This window comes from Rhodopirellula baltica SH 1, assembly GCF_000196115.1.
Classification (GTDB): Bacteria; Planctomycetota; Planctomycetia; order Pirellulales; family Pirellulaceae; genus Rhodopirellula; species Rhodopirellula baltica.
In genome coordinates, this window is record NC_005027.1 from 3,878,142 (window position 1) to 3,893,523 (window position 15,382).

Consider the following 15,382-nt stretch of genomic DNA (forward strand, 5'->3'; position numbering starts at 1 on the left):
CCGGTGCCGGGTCCTGTGGCCCAACTTCAGCAACTCGCAGCTTCCTGAGAGAAAACCCTTGAAACTTGCCATCCTGTCATGTTCGCCACGTTGTTACAGCACACGACGATTGGTGGAAGCTGCCGAACAACGCGGCATCAAAGCCAAAGTTCTCAACACGCTGAAGTTCGCTATCGACTTGGCCGAAGGTGAACCCGATCTGTACTATCGCAGCAAGCAGCTCAGCGACTACGACGGCGTGCTTCCTCGTATCGGTGCATCGATCACTTACTTCGGTACCGCCGTCGTCCGGCAATTCGAGCAAATGGATGTGTTCTGTGCCAACTCGTCGGCCGGCATCAGCAATTCGCGGGACAAGCTTCGTAGTTTGCAAATTCTGTCCCGACATCAAATTGGAATCCCGAAGACGACGTTCGTTCGCGATCGCAAAGACATTCTTCCCGCAATCGAGCGTGTGGGTGGATCTCCGGTGATCATTAAATTGCTGGAAGGAACCCAAGGTGTCGGTGTGATTCTGGCCGAAAACGTCAAGGTCGCCGAAGCAATCATCGAGACACTGCAAAGCACGAAACAGAACGTTCTGGTTCAACAGTTTGTCGCCGAAAGCCGCGGCAAAGACATTCGGGCATTTGTGATCGGCGATCGCGTCGTCGCCGCGATGCGTCGTGTTGCCGTTGGCAACGAGTTCCGCAGCAATGTTCACCGTGGCGGTCAAACCGAAGCCGTGGTTTTGGATGAAACCTACGCCGAAACTGCGGTCCGGGCTGCTCAAATCATGGGCCTGCGAGTTGCCGGCGTCGACATGCTCGAGGGGACCAATGGTCCGCAGGTAATGGAAGTCAATTCTTCACCGGGTTTGGAAGGCATTGAATCGGCAACCAAGCTCGATATCGCGGGAGCGATCATTGATTACATGTCCGCCCAGGTCGACTTCCCCGAAGTCGATGTTCGCCAGCGTTTGACCGTCAGCCGCGGATACGGCGTGACTGAACTGCACGTCCGCGATGGATCGGACTACGTCGGCAAAACCATTGACGAATCCGGTTTGCCAGAATTGGACATCAACGTGCTGACGCTCTACCGGGGCACGACGGTGATCCCGAACCCGCGATTGAAACGCACGCTGGAACCGCATGATCGATTGCTGTGCTTCGGAAAATTGGAAGCGATGCGGGGAATGGTTCCGGAAAAAGTTCGGAAACAGCGTCGCCCCAAGATCAAACGGCTACCCGATTCGGCAGCGACCATTCACGCCGAATCGTCTCGCGACGATTGATTTTCCACCGAGCCACCCATCAACAGTTCCAACCGCAATTGAAGCGGTTCTTCGGAAGTGCGATAAGCGAGTTCGATGGGCATGTAGCCCAAAGGCACGCCGGCGATGGAATCCGTCGCCAATTTCACAGCGTCCTTGTGTGTGCACAGCAAACGTTGCGGCGGTTGCGGGCCGCCTTTCAACTTGGTGACCCAAGAACGCAATTTTTCGCGAGTCGCTCGCTCGTATGAATCATGGTCGGGCAGTCGAAGATGATCGACCACGATCGCACCGCAATCCAAAACGGTTTGCTCAAACGCATCGGGATTGCCAATGGCTGAAACCAATGCGACTGGTTGATCAATCAAGACCTCAATTGCTTCCCAATCTCCAACCGAACTTTGAATCGTCGACGGGCGGTGCTCGGTTTCGAGCACGGGGCAGTCGGGAGCATGTTGAGCGATCGTCGACCGTATCGCCAGGACTTCTTCAGGATCGACTTGATCGACCCGAGTGATCAAAACCCAATCCGCACGAGTGACACTGTCGAGAGGTTCACGCAATGTCCCACGAGGTAAAACGTGGCCGTATCCAAACGGGCAAGTCGCATCGATGACAACGATGTCCAAATCTCTTTGTAGACGTCGGTGTTGAAACCCATCGTCCATGACCAAGACTTCCGCAGCCAACTCTTCCACCGCGATGCGAGCGGCTTCGACGCGGTCGGGATGCTGCACGTGTGGCACATCGGGCAGGCGTTCTTGAAGCTCCATCGCCTCATCGTTCATTCGGCCATCGCTGGCACCGTAGCCACGACTGATGATCGTCACGCGAAAGTCCATTGCACGAAGGCGACGGCACAAATCTGCGACGACTGGCGTCTTTCCCGTCCCGCCAGTCGTCAGGTTGCCGACGCTGATGACTGGAACCCCAGCGTTGCAGATTTCACGATTGCCGCTGTCGTACTGGCGACGACGGTGTCGAGCGGCGACGTTGTAGAATCCACTGGCACACCACAAAGCCCCGCGAGCCATGGACGAAAAAGGATCTCGAGATTGGCCGCTCAGCAGCGGTCGATAGTCCCAACTCATGGTGTCGATTGTTCCTCATTCTCAGCTGATTCGCTGATCAATGGCTTGGTGTTTTTGCTGCCGGTGTTGCGGCGACCACCGGTCAAATCATCCGTCAGGGGCGACTCGGATTGACTCAGTATTTCATCTGTGCTTTGCGGGTCAATCTTCCGGCATGCTTCCGTCAACGTGTCTGCGATGTCATCCAACCAATCCTCCCACGTCTCCACCGTGGTTCCCTTGGGAGGCACATTTGCCATCTCGTCGCATAGCAAAATCATCCGCAAGCAATGCCTGAAAAGAATGCCCTCTTCCTTTTGCAGCTTTCTCGCCGTGACGTACTTGTTGAAGTCACCGCCGAATTCCAGCAATTCGCCAACGATCCAGACCGGGCGAACCCGCACGTCATCGACCTTGGGGAATTCATCTCGAAACAATCGAAGTAGTTTTTCGCCGATGGTGAGCGGCCACACCCGAGGTTCCTCGAACATCACTCGTCCAAACCCACGGTCCTTCACTTCTTCCTCTTCCTCCTCTTTGCCGCCTCCTAATTCTTCCATCGTTGCCAACCCCCGCTGCAACAGCAACGCGTCCAACCGGTTTTGAGCCAAGGCTCCTGGCGGGATGATGTCGTAGGATGGCATGCGGGCAAATTTCGCGACCGACCCCGGCACCTCCAGCATGCTTTCCAGTGCCGCGATGCGTTCTTGTTCATCGGCGTCCGCCAACTGATCCGCCATGAAAACGCCAAACAATGGATTGACACTTTTTAGCTGAACCAGCCGCTCCAGCCGCACAGTTGGCTTGGCAGTTTCCGGCCGGTAGTCCTCGAGCTCATAACCGCGTTTGGCGAGAGCTTCCGCGTCGTCGACCGTCTGGTTTTCTTCCGCTGATTGCTCGGGCTTCGCTTCAGGTTCCGCCGCCCGCATTTCGTCCAACAACTCACCAAACAATCCGCCGGTCGCGACCGGCTCGGGCTCATTCGCCCCCGGTTTTGGCTGCCCAGGTTTGGTTCCCTTTGGCGTGGGCTTTCGTTCGGGAGCAATCCGCGGCGGCGGCTGCAACTCGATATAGCCGCCCGACCACATCGTGATCAGCATCCGATTGAGATCCTTCTGTGCCACGTCGATCTGTGAAGGCGTCATCAATCGGCGCCCCACCAACTCCCGTATCGGCTGAACGTTTTGATCTTTCGACAATAAGTAAGCAAGCAATCTCCAGGGAACCTTTCCACGACTGGATAGATCCGCCGATTTAGCGACCTGCAGTTGCTCGAACTGTGTCTGAGTCCAATACGATTCACCCGCCCGACGTTTGGGCATTTTCTTCTTCAGTTGCTTTTTCGCCTTCAACAATCCCGGGTCCTTGGTGTCCTCCGGAATGGAATCGTATTTTTGCCGCCATCGATTGATTTTGACGTCATCCTCATGGGCCAAGGCGAAAACGTAACCTCGATCATCAAACTGAGGCCGACCGGCACGGCCAAAGATCTGCTGCGCCGATGCGATGTCCACCAACTTCTTTTTGTCGCGAGGCCCCTTCAGCAGACTCGGCAAAACCACGCTACGAGCTGGCAAGTTGATTCCTGCCGCGAGCGTTTCAGTGCAAACACAAATACTGAGCAGCTTCTTCTGAAACAACTCTTCGACAATGCGGCGATAGCGAGGCAAAATCCCGGCGTGGTGAACTCCAACACCTCGCATCAAAATTTGCTTGAGCTTGGGCCCAACTCCATTTGTGAAGTCAGATGCATTCAGAATATCGGACAATTCTTTCTGACGTGCTTTGTCGATCAGCGATTTGCCTTTGAGCATTTCCGCATTGGTCCAGCACATCGATCGACTGAAACAAAACAACAGTGCCGGAGTCCGCCGTTCCTCATCATCACCCGCTGAGATCTTCTCGCAAAATTCGTTCAGCAGGTCGTCTTCCACCCACTCGTACTGAAGCGGGACCTTTCGTTCGGTGCCTTGCACCAACTGTAGATTTCGACCGTGGGCGTTTCGCAACCAACTTGTGAATGCCATCGAGTTGCCAACCGTCGCACTCAATAGCAACGTTCGAACATGCTTGGGTAACAGCCCGAGCGTGAGCTCCCAAACCACGCCGCGTTCGTAATCATTGAACGAGTGGAATTCGTCCATCACCACGCAAGTGACATCATCGAATTCAAACGCTTCAGGATTGAGCAAACGATTCAGCAGAATCTCGGCGACGACAACTAAAACTGGAGCGTCTGGATTGACGCTGCGGTTGCCGGTCACCAAACCGACTTGGTCCGGCGAGAATCCCCACCGCACGGCCGACTCTCTGAGTTCGTCGAGCTTTTGATCGGTCAGAGCGATCAAGGGCGTCGTGTAGTACATCCGTTTGCCGGTGCGCAACGCTTCATAGACCGCAGCCTCGGCGATCAACGTTTTTCCGGTTCCGGTCGGCGCACACACGAGCACACCATGCTGAGCGGCTGGCCCGCCTTCGGTCCGCTGCGTATTCCCCGTGAAATACGCCAGCAACGCTTCCTCTTGAACCGGATACGGCTCGTAAGCAAGCAGTTCGAAATACTCCTCCGCCAACGTGTCTCGATCGAGATCAGGCTCGACCGTGGCAGGGCGGGGGGGGAGGGACTCAGGTGTCGAAGGCGAGTTGGCGTTCATGCCGTCTTTGTATCACAACAACGGCAAATTGGGGCTGGCACAATGGCCAGCTTCCCCGCCTTCGTCACATGTCGATGACTTTGCTTTGACTCGACACAGTCTCAATCCGTCCGCAGCGCCACAATCCGACCGCAATGGTGCATTCGACACCGAACACCCCAATGGATTGCCGACCAATGTAAGCTTTCGTCCGTTCATTGTCCTCAAAATCGGAAGATCCAGCCCCACAACAATCGCGGCGTTCGATCACTTGAGAGACTCTCAATTTTTGGACGGGCGATGTTTGAAGCCAACCAAGCCCGAAACGCCTCCATTTTCGGCACGACCATCACGAGCACGTTCGGTATACCGCTCCCCAGGCTTGATTCACCTAACACCAATGTGGTGCGAAAGAATCCAAACCTAGGTTCCTTGTGAGTCTTTCACTTAAGGGGGCAATCTTTCATGAAGACTATTGGGGCAACTGCGCGAGCACTTACGCTCAAACAGAACTTAACACTGGCAACCATCTTCGCGGTCCTTTGCGTTAGCGCGCCGTCAGCCAGTGGAGCAGCACCGAAATCGCTTGATGCGACACCGGTAGATGCGCAGCTGTTGAAATTCGGGATGTCGACCGCATTGAGCGGACCGGCTGCGGAACTTGGCATCAATATGCGGCATGGAATCTTGGCCGCGTTTGATGAGGCGAAGGCAAAAAACCATCTTCCGTCCAAAACGCTGAAGCTCATCGCACTCGACGATGGATACGAACCGGCGCGCACAGCTCCGAATATGCATCGACTGACCGATGAGCACGAGGTGCTGGCAGTCGTCGGTAATGTCGGAACCCCCACCGCCATCACCGCCATCCCAATCGCGCAGCAGACAAAGACACCATTCTTTGGTGCGTTCACGGGAGCCAGCGCATTGAGAAAAACAGAGTCGGTCGAGTTCGTCATCAACTACCGAGCCAGCTACGCAGAAGAGACCGCTGCGATGGTTGACGCCTTGGTCGCAAAAGGCATCAAGCCTGAAGAGATTGGGTTCTTCACTCAAAACGACAGTTACGGCGACGACGGATTCTTTGGAGGATTGGCCGCGATACGACGACATCAATCCGTCAAAGTCTCCAGCCTTCCGCACGGTCGCTATCGTCGCAACACATCTCAAGTCGAAGACGGACTCGCTGATCTGTTGATGCACCAGCCTTTGCCAAAAGCGGTCATCATGGTCGGGACGTACGAACCCTGCTCGAAGCTGATTCGCATGGCACGCATGAACAATTTCAATCCTCAGTTTCTAGCGGTCTCGTTCGTGGGCGCTGATGCTCTGCAACGATCGCTCGGCGACCTGGCCAATGGAATTGTCGCGACCCAAGTGGTTCCTCATTTCGATAGTGATCTGCCGCTGGTCCGCGAATACCGCGACGCGATGCGAGATTACGATCCCGAACTTCCGTTGTCGTTTGTGTCGTTGGAGGGTTACATCGTCGGACGAATCTTGGTCAAGGCGGTCACCTCGATCAAAGGAGAAATCAGTCGCTCGTCCATCGCGGCCGCTTTGGAACAACTCGGACAATTTGACATTGGCTTGGGCGCACCGTTGACACTGGGTCCCAATGACCATCAAGCCAGCAGCAAGGTTTGGCCCGTTCTGATCGGCGCCGACGGTAGCCAGTCACTCGCATGGGAGGAACTCCTGAGTGAGTAATCCAAATCACGACGTTCGACCAACGACGAAACAACCATCAAGAAACGCCCATGACGCTCAGCGCCGGGTGCGTTGGCTCAGTGCCACCGCGGTGTGCAGCGGCATTCTGTTCTTTGTCATCGCGACCGCTCTGCTGAATTGGCACGAAGACAGTCGCGCAAAAGCAAACGCGATCGAAGCCCAAGTCAATGATGCGCGATTGGCGATGAGCCGAGCAACAGTCAGCCGCAACAACGAAGCAACCGAACTACTCTCGGAATCAAATGACTCCGGCACAGACGACACGGACCATCGACAAGATAACTGGCAAGAGGAACTCTCACTGGTCCAAAACACCTGCGACTCTCTCAATACCTCGCTTTGTCTTACAGGTGAAGAGCGGCTTCAAATCACAACCGAACCGCTCAAGGATTGGAGCGTCAAAGCGGAAGCCTGGAAAAGTCGTCACGCTTATCTCACCGCGACGGCTCAACGACGTTTTGCTGAATTGGATTCGACCCTCGCTGATCTGTTGCAAACAGCTGACAAGCAACGTGGCATTCAACGTCTTCGTTTGGCACTTGGATTGCGAAGTCATCTTTCCGAAAATCCAAAGCCAATCGCGGAAATTTTGAAGGACTGTGCCGGTTCGACACTGACCAACCAACTCAGTGGCGACATCAAACAACTTCGTTTTCACCTTAGCCAATTGATGACGACTCCCAACGTCGACCAACTGGCTGACATGGGCGAAAATCAAATTCGCCCACTCTTGCTACGCCTGAAGGCAGCGACCGAAGAGCTTGGAAAACTGGACGTGGTCGAGCGGATTGAGGCCACAATCTTCAATCCACTGTCCAATCGCGTTGCAGACGATGCAACGATGGACAACCAAAACCTTCAGTCGCCCGGACTACTTGCTTTGCAATTCGCACTGGCGGAAAGCCGGTCGGAGCGTCAACGCCTCAGCGAACTTGCGACCGAGCACGCGAACGTGCTGGATCAACAGCGAAGCAAGCTCGCAATAGCCGGAATGGTGCTGAAAAACCAATATACCGAAAGCTTTGCCCGAGCACTTCGAACCGTCTGGGGAATCAACCTCGCCTCGGGAGCGATCTTGGGATTGGTATTCCTCATTCTCACTCGAAAAGTATCGCAGGACATCGCAGTCCAAGTCGACGCGATTGACAAAACGGCAACCGATTTAGCGAACGAGCAACTCTTTCTCGGCTCCGTGCTTTCCAACTTGCCCATCCCTCTGTACTGGAAAGACAAAGCGGGGGTCTACCAGGGATGCAGTCGCTCATTCGCGGAATGGATGGGATTATCATCGGAAGCGGACATCGTGGGAAAAACCGACGTTGAACTTCCGTGGAAGACCGAAACTCGTGAACACAAAAACGTGCTCGAGGAATCGATCATGTATTTCGGGATTCCCATCAAGAACCAGGAGATGGCAAAGCAACGTTCCGATGGGAAATCATTCATCGTGTTGGCCAGCAAGACTCCGCTGCGCAACCTCGACGACGAGAGCGTCGGTTTGGTCGGAGCCTACATCGACATTACCGAACGGAAAGCGGCCGAAGAGCGACTCAATGGCTTGGCCAAAATCCAAGCTGAATGTCCAAGCGAAATTTACGTGTTCGACATGCGGACCTTTGAATTACTGGAGGTCAATCACGCTGCCTGTCAAAATTTGCTCGTCGATGAATCTGGATACCGCGGCAAAACACTCTTGAGCTTCTTGGATGAATCCAATGGCAAGCGATTGAAAGAGCATCTCATGCCCATCATCGACGGTGAGGCGGTCGAAGCAGAATACGAGTCAATTCACGTTCGATCCGACGGGACACAATATCCCGTCCATGTTCGAACTCTCACGATCGAACACAAATCGGAACAGGTTTTTGTTGCTTGTGCGACGGACATGACGGTCTACAAAAAACTTGAGAACAAGCTGCTTCAAGCACAAAAGCTAGAGTCCATCGGACAACTCGCTGCCGGTATCGCACACGAAATCAACACACCGATGCAGTGCATCGGCGGCAACATTGATTTCCTGCAAGAACACTCCGATCGGTTGCTAACCGTTGCGGACACATTCCGAGGATTGCTGGAGATGAGCCCGGAAGACCGGGAAGATCGATTGGGAAATGTGGCGGAGATCCTCGCGACAAATCGTTTCGACTTCATTCGTTCGCAGTTCCCCATGGCGATCGAAGAGACTTCAACCGCGGCCAAACGAGTCGTCGAAATCGTTCGAGCGATGAGGGTCATGTCTCATCCAGGATCACAATCCAAAAGCGACACCGACATCAACACGCTGATTCGCGATTCGAGCATTCTCAGCCGCAACCGGTGGAAGTGTGTCGCCGAAGTTGAACTCTCACTTGATAGCAACCTTCCAACAATCGATGCCTTGCCGGCTGAACTCAGTCAGGTATTCCTGAATTTGATCATCAATGCGGCGGACGCCATCGGCGAAGTGACCAACAATGGATCTTCAGGCATGGGCAAAATCGAAGTGGCAACCAGATTCGACGAACAACACGTATTCATCGAAATTCGTGACGATGGCCCCGGCATGTCTGACGAAGTCAAAACAAAAGCATTTGAGCCATTCTTCACAACGAAGGAAGTTGGCAAAGGCACCGGCCAAGGATTGTCGATCACCTATGACGTCGTCACCAAATTGCATGGCGGGACGGTGGAGATCCACAGCGAACTTGGCGAAGGGACTTTGTTCACGCTCAGCCTGCCACGTCAAATCGATCGCCCGGAAAAGTCCAACAAACCAATCGCCGCCGTTTCAGGAACAGGCGTTCCGAGTGAGTCGGCATCCGCCATCGTTTGACGCATTGGATGAACAAACTTGCTATGGCACTTCCAAAGTGGCGATATCCGGCTAGATCAGCGACCGAACAACTTGTCGATCCGTAGCTTCTCGAAGCCTTTGTTCAGACTGTCCTCGAGCTGTTGCTGACCGCGGCCGATTTGTTCTTGCAAGAAGTTCGTACCGGCTTCTTGAGCCGCACGCGTTCCCATATCGGCAACCATCCGCTGGATGCCCGATGAATCCAACCGAGGGCGATCCAGAGTTCCATTGACCGGAATGGTGATGGTTTGACCGGTGAGAGCACTCAGGTCGCTACCCATCCAAGATGCGTCCAGCGGTATCTGAGCGATCAAGTCCAACTGCCCATCCATCGTCACTCGACCGCTGGTGGTTACTTTGGCTCGATCAATCTCCAAGAGCAGAGCGCGGTGATCGACGACTCCGCCGGCGACGTTGAACTCAATCGTTTGTGCTGGCATCGTGATCAAGGTACGACCACTGCGAGGTGGATTGGCTCGTGATCCTAACGCGGCGAGCGACTGCAACTGTCGTGCTCCCGCGATCACCTGATCTGCCAACGGTCCGGCGTTCATACGAACTTGATCCACTTCCAAACGTCCACGAATTGTCGATTGATTCGGGTTGTCAATCGAAACCATGCCTTGTTCAAGCGTTGCACTGAACGTTCCATCAACTCGAGCGGCGTCCGCTGCGATCGGTGCGATGTACTTCAGCCATTGCCCGGTGATCTCAGGTGTGAGCTGGACATTCTTCGCGATGGGCCCCGGCTTCAAATCAATCCAAATGGCGGGGCGGTAGTGAACATCTCCCGCCAGCAACAATCTGCCATTGGTGGCTGTGTTGGCATTCGCCGCTTGATAGGTTGCGGGATCATTCGGGTCGTAGTCCAACGGCGCGACGATCGGGCCGTATTGTTGTTGCACATAGCGACTGGCACCGAGAACCGGAATGGTGCAGGGGGCGATGGAAACAACTGATTCAGTCATTTTAAATGGCACTTCTGCTGGTCCGAACCACATCCCCGCCGCGTCAACGCTTTCCCACCCCAGGCTTCCGTCCACGTTGAACGAAACTTGATCCTTCGGACCTTGCACATACTGCAATTTCAAAGGAGTCGGGTGAATCCCCTCGGCGACGATCGGTGTGCCGGTCAAATCGGTGAGTCGCCGCGCAACTTCATCCATTTTAAAATTCGCGGGACCTTCCATACGCAGCGATTGCTGTTCGCCTTTCCAGTCGACGGTTCCTGAAAGAGTCGTCGCAAACCAATCTCCTGCGATCTGCATCGCTTTCGCCTGCAGCGATGACTCCTTCATGTTCCATTCAGCTCGACCGTCGATGCGAAGATTGGGCTCGGCCCAAACAACACGCTTGGTGCTACCGAAATTGACAGAAGTCGGCGGGACCGTCTCGACCAGTTCGAACTGTCGACCGGTTAGGTGCGAGTCAAGAAACAAGACAGCGGGGTCGCCCGTTGCCACAACGCTGCCTTCCATTTTGCCCCGCAGCAACCATTCACTTGATGCGATGCTACCGGCCGCCGCGTTGCGGTAGGCGACTTGTTGAACCGATCGCATTTGCGAACTGGATTTCGACAACCGTGGATCCTGCGGACGAGTTGCCAATCGTTCCCGAACGCTACTTTGCAATCGTTCGAGTTCGGCTTGCCAAGCGACTTCGATATCAGTCATCCCACCGATCCATTCACCCTGGATCGCGGCGGATGCGGCATCCCCGGCAACCGTCATCGAACGAATGATCACATCCTGCTGTGGGTAACTCGCTTTGCCGTCAAAATGCAATTTAACGAGTTTCTGTTCCCAAACTTGATCCGAGATGGGAACTTCGAGTTGTGTGATTTGGGCATCCATCGATTCCAACAATGCCGCACCAGACTGACTCATGCCACCTCGAGCGTTGAACCGGAAACCGCCTTGAAGTGATTCATAGCCGGTTGGCATCCAAGGAGCCAAAGTTTGCGCGATCGCATTGAGCTGACCTTGTCCGCTCATTCGAAGTGGAATCAATCGGTCGGCATCCAGACCAGAGATCGCCTGCACCAACTCAACATCTGCTTCCAACCCGTTGCCGAGAACATTCAGCTTTCCGCTGGTCAATTCTGACAGGTGCCCGCCGCCGCTCGATTGCCAACGCCCGGTCACGTCCAATTGCGACTGTAGCGAAGAAGGTTGAAAGCTTTGGCCAGGAGTCAGTTCGATCGCCAAACCAGTCATTCGTCCATCACCACGCAAACGCCACAGTCCATCGTTCTGAGCATTCCACTGCAGTCCGCCTTGGACGTTGCCTTCCAAACGTCGATCGTCCAAATCAATCAAGGGACGCAAGATTCGGGCAAGCTTGCCAAAGTTGATGTCCACATTCGCCGATCCACTTCGCAAGTCGCCCTGTCCATTGATCGCGGCGAATGGACTTTCGAGTTCGAACTGCTCGGCGAAGAGCCTTTGCGAATCACTGGCGACGACCGCCAACACATCAATGGGAGCGACGCGGACCTCGCCTCCGTCGGACTGAGCCTGGATGACGCCGCTACGGATGATCAAGCGACGGCGTCGAACGTTTTCGCCGCCAAGTGCCGCGGACCGTCCATCCACGATCGGTTCGATGCGAGCCTCGACGATTCCATCAACCAATGTGACTCCGTTTCGAAGAGGCAACAGTTCGGGCAATGCGCGTCGCAATCGCGGCAAGTCCACTTGAACCGTTGCGGTTGCATCAACTTGGTTCAACCAAGCCAATGGATTGGTTGACGTCCCCGCCAAAGAAACCGAATCTGGGAATGAGCCGTTCATTTGAACGCTGGCAAAATCCGTCTTGGCGGCAATTTGCCGAGCGTTGACTCGTCCGCCGCGAATTTGCAAATCGCCGTCGAACGTCGCCAACTCGTTGTCCCACAACTTCCGCCCGGTTTGAGCATCGGCCGCCACCAAGTTTCGAACATACAATTGCCGCAAAACCAGATTTGGTTCTCCCGATCCGGTCAGGATCAATTGAGTCTTCCCCGAGACATCGCCTGTAATGGCGGTTGGCAATTCACTGCTGGGGAAGCGTCGTTGGACCAACGTGAGAACGGACAGCGGCAGTGAATCCGCGTCAATCTCAACCGCCAATCGCTCCCCGTCAGCCGAAACGTTCCCTGGATCCATCGCCAATTTGACGTGTCCCGCCAGCGACCCGTCGCCGCCGCCGGGCTGGCTCAAGACACCATCAAAGGTGACGTCCAACAGAGAAGCATCGAGGACCGCGTTTGCGTGGGATTGGCTCAGAGTCCATGTTTGGCTGGTAGCTGCATCGGTCGCCCGAATTTCGAGGTCTTGTAGTTTGACCGTGCCTCGAGGAATGAAACTGGATGGTTCACCGGTTGGGGCGAGAAGCTTTGCCAAATCCTGTTCGATCGAAGTCGTTCCGTTGTCGACGGTGCAAGAAAGCTGCACCCCTCGGACCAGCACCTCGCCGAATTGTCCCGCCTGAGGGTCGCCCGACCAAAGGTTGCTCAGCGAAATCGAAGTCTGCAAATCGTCGACGGTGATCTCGGATCCACTGGTGCGTCCCACCAAGTGCAAACCACGAATTTGCAAAGGCGTTAGCCAACCAATCTGCATCGAGTCGACGTTCGCATCCAAATCATACGCGTCGAGCGTTCGCACTAACAACGAACGTCCCATCGGCGAGTGACTGATCAGACTGGGGAAAGCACCAATGCCAAGAATGGCAAACACTAGCAGAACCAGAACCAACGTTCGTTTTCGTTGCATTCGGCCCTGACGTCGACTGCGGGTGCGAACTTCTTGCGAACGTTCCATGACACCTAATTTGGCATCGAGGTCGTAGTTCCGGCCCGCTTTGCGTCGCATCGCCATCGATTCAATCCATGAAAAGTAAGCTCGCATCCTCTTCCAGTGTGGTGCGGCATGGCGAAGCATACTCCTTTTGGACGAACGACCCCAAGAGACGTTTTTGAAACCATCTCCGGCGTTGAACATGGGCCAGTGTCCGTCTTGATCAGTCGTTGACCAAGCGACCGGTTGCCTTAGTGCCCGTTAACGAACCGACGATGCGTTGATGTTCGAACCAAACAGCTTCTCGTCGAGCGTTCGGTTGGCGCATAAAAAAAGCTCCCGGAAAGTACGAGGTCCTAGGGGGGCGGAGGACAACGCGCTTCTGTTCCGGGAGCCGGTGGTCGGTTTGTTCGATCGAGTGAGCACATCCTTGTGATCACCAACCGAACGTCCGTCATTTCAAAATCCTAACAGGCGTTTCCAGGTCGATCCGTGACCATCAAAAACGTCTTGAGAATCTCGCAGCCAATCCTTCAATCAAAAACCAAAAGACGACCGATGCGAGATGCGATTTCGAAACTTCGCACGTCGCAATCGGACCGGGTTGGAGGTCCGTTTGCGACGATGGGGGCAACTTAGCGGGCGCCGCTTTCATGGGTCAAGCCGAGTTCGTAAAAACTCTTTCAGGTTCTCGACGGTCCTTTGACTTCCATCCATTTTGGTCCCGAGAATCGTTTAGAATCAGCGTGAAAACTTTATCGATTTTCTTTTCACTCCCGCCAAAGCCAACTCCTTCCATGCAGTTCCCATCACATCCCAAAGCGCAGAAAAATTCACAGCTTTCTACGGGTGATCCCTTATTTGCGACACCATCCTCCGCTGACGTTGCCCATCACGCTCAAACGCCATCGAACCAACAGGGCGTGATTGGCACCACAAGCTCAGGAGCTTCGCGTGGTCAATTGCTAGCAAACCTCTCTCGCCGTTCATTCTGTTTGGTATCGGTCGCCACGTTGCTGGTTTGCGCTGGTTGCCAGCCTCCGGCGGACACCTCAGCTAACACTGGTGAGAAGGAACTGCACTTCGCAGTCATCCCGAAAGGCACCACTCATATCTTTTGGCAGTCCGTCAAACATGGTGCCGAACAAGCCGGCGAAGAGATTGGTGCGAAGATCACTTTTCGTGGACCATCGAAAGAGAACGACCGCGATGAGCAAATCAATGTCGTCCAAGGATTCTTGAATGCTCGCGTTGATGGGATCTTGCTCGCTCCCTTGGACGCGGACGCATTGGTTCGCCCGGTGAAAGAAGCGAGCCGAGCGGGTGTGCCCGTTGTGATTTTTGACAGCGGACTGAACACCGACCCAGGCGATTTCGTTTCTTACGTCGCAACCGACAACTTCGAGGGCGGCAAGTTGGCTGGCGAGGCAATGGCAAACGCCTTGGGGGAAAAGGGTGGCGACGTGATCTTGCTCAGGTATGAACAAGGCAGCGAAAGCACCCATCAACGCGAAGAAGGCTTCCTGTATTCGATCGCCGAGTACTCGAACATCCGGGTTCTAAGCAGTGACCAGTACGCAGGCACCACCACGGAATCCGCCATCGACAAGGCCCAGGCTTTGCTAAACCGGTTTGGCGACGAAGCCGATGGAATCTGCACCGTCTGTGAACCAACTGCCGAAGGAGCTCTGCGGGCTCTCCGTGAAAGGAAACTAGCCGGCAAGGTCAAACTGGTCACGTTCGACAGCAGCGACTCGCTAAGAGAATCACTGTCGGCCGGCGAAGTGAATGCGATCGTGCTGCAGGATCCTGTCGCGATGGGCTACCAAGCGGTCAAAACGATGGCCGCTCATCTGCGTGGCGAGACGCCGGAACAGTTCATTGACACGGGAGTTTTTGTCGCGACGGCAAAGAACCAAGACGACGAAAACATCGCTCGACTCCTCCGCCCGGCGGTCTCGGGAGAGTGAATCCAACCGATACAGATGCGTCTGCAAGTCGTAACCCAACAAAAATTGCGTTCCCGCCGCATCTGATCAGTGTTGCAAATGACGAGTTGAGGATAGACTTCCGGGCATGAA

The 15,382-nt window shown here is 54.7% G+C and carries 7 protein-coding genes; 4 read left to right on the top strand and 3 right to left on the bottom strand.

Going from position 1 to position 15,382, the window contains the following annotated elements; all coding sequences use genetic code 11:
- Positions 1–58 precede the first annotated feature (58 nt).
- The gene (locus tag RB_RS14930) at positions 59–1,276 is read left to right on the top strand and encodes a RimK family alpha-L-glutamate ligase (RefSeq protein WP_007337623.1); all 1,218 of its coding nucleotides are present in this window, start codon (positions 59–61) and stop codon (positions 1,274–1,276) included.
- On the opposite strand, the gene lpxK is transcribed toward RB_RS14930, so the two are convergent.
- The gene (gene lpxK, locus RB_RS14935) at positions 1,249–2,346 is read right to left on the bottom strand and encodes a tetraacyldisaccharide 4'-kinase (RefSeq protein ID WP_011121336.1); all 1,098 of its coding nucleotides are present in this window, start codon (positions 2,344–2,346) and stop codon (positions 1,249–1,251) included. The genes RB_RS14930 and lpxK overlap by 28 nt on opposite strands.
- Positions 2,343–4,979 carry a DEAD/DEAH box helicase gene (locus RB_RS14940; protein WP_011121337.1) on the bottom strand — a complete coding sequence of 879 codons (2,637 nt, stop codon included), beginning with the start codon at positions 4,977–4,979 and terminating at the stop codon, positions 2,343–2,345. The genes lpxK and RB_RS14940 overlap by 4 nt, the downstream gene beginning before the upstream one ends.
- 606 nt (positions 4,980–5,585) lie before the next feature.
- Between RB_RS14940 and RB_RS14945 the strand changes: the two genes are divergently transcribed.
- Together RB_RS14945 and RB_RS14950 are read left to right on the top strand one after the other, a co-directional pair.
- Positions 5,586–6,668 carry an ABC transporter substrate-binding protein gene (locus RB_RS14945; protein WP_165447219.1) on the top strand — a complete coding sequence of 361 codons (1,083 nt, stop codon included), beginning with the start codon at positions 5,586–5,588 and terminating at the stop codon, positions 6,666–6,668.
- Between the two features lie 67 nt (positions 6,669–6,735).
- Entirely contained in the window at positions 6,736–9,501 is a 2,766-nt protein-coding gene (locus RB_RS14950) for a PAS domain-containing sensor histidine kinase (protein ID WP_164922879.1), read from the top strand.
- A 56-nt stretch (positions 9,502–9,557) separates the two neighbouring features.
- On the opposite strand, the gene RB_RS14955 is transcribed toward RB_RS14950, so the two are convergent.
- Positions 9,558–13,412, bottom strand: coding sequence for a hypothetical protein (locus RB_RS14955; protein ID WP_164922055.1), 3,855 nt, complete (start codon positions 13,410–13,412; stop codon positions 9,558–9,560).
- A 686-nt stretch (positions 13,413–14,098) separates the two neighbouring features.
- On the opposite strand from RB_RS14955, the gene RB_RS14960 reads away from it, so the two are divergent.
- Complete coding sequence (locus RB_RS14960) at positions 14,099–15,271, top strand: ABC transporter substrate-binding protein (protein ID WP_164922056.1); 1,173 nt, start codon at positions 14,099–14,101, stop codon at positions 15,269–15,271.
- The last annotated feature ends 111 nt before the right edge of the window (positions 15,272–15,382 follow it).

Bases quoted from the DNA above. Each gene is read 5' to 3' on its own strand.
- lpxK (WP_011121336.1), bottom strand. From the start codon at position 2,346: ATGAGTTGGGACTATCGACCGCTGCTGAGCGGCCAATCTCGAGATCCT.
- RB_RS14940 (WP_011121337.1), bottom strand. From the start codon at position 4,979: ATGAACGCCAACTCGCCTTCGACACCTGAGTCCCTCCCCCCCCGCCCT.
- RB_RS14945 (WP_165447219.1), top strand. From the start codon at position 5,586: ATGTCGACCGCATTGAGCGGACCGGCTGCGGAACTTGGCATCAATATG.
- RB_RS14955 (WP_164922055.1), bottom strand. From the start codon at position 13,412: ATGCGAGCTTACTTTTCATGGATTGAATCGATGGCGATGCGACGCAAA.
- RB_RS14960 (WP_164922056.1), top strand. From the start codon at position 14,099: ATGCAGTTCCCATCACATCCCAAAGCGCAGAAAAATTCACAGCTTTCT.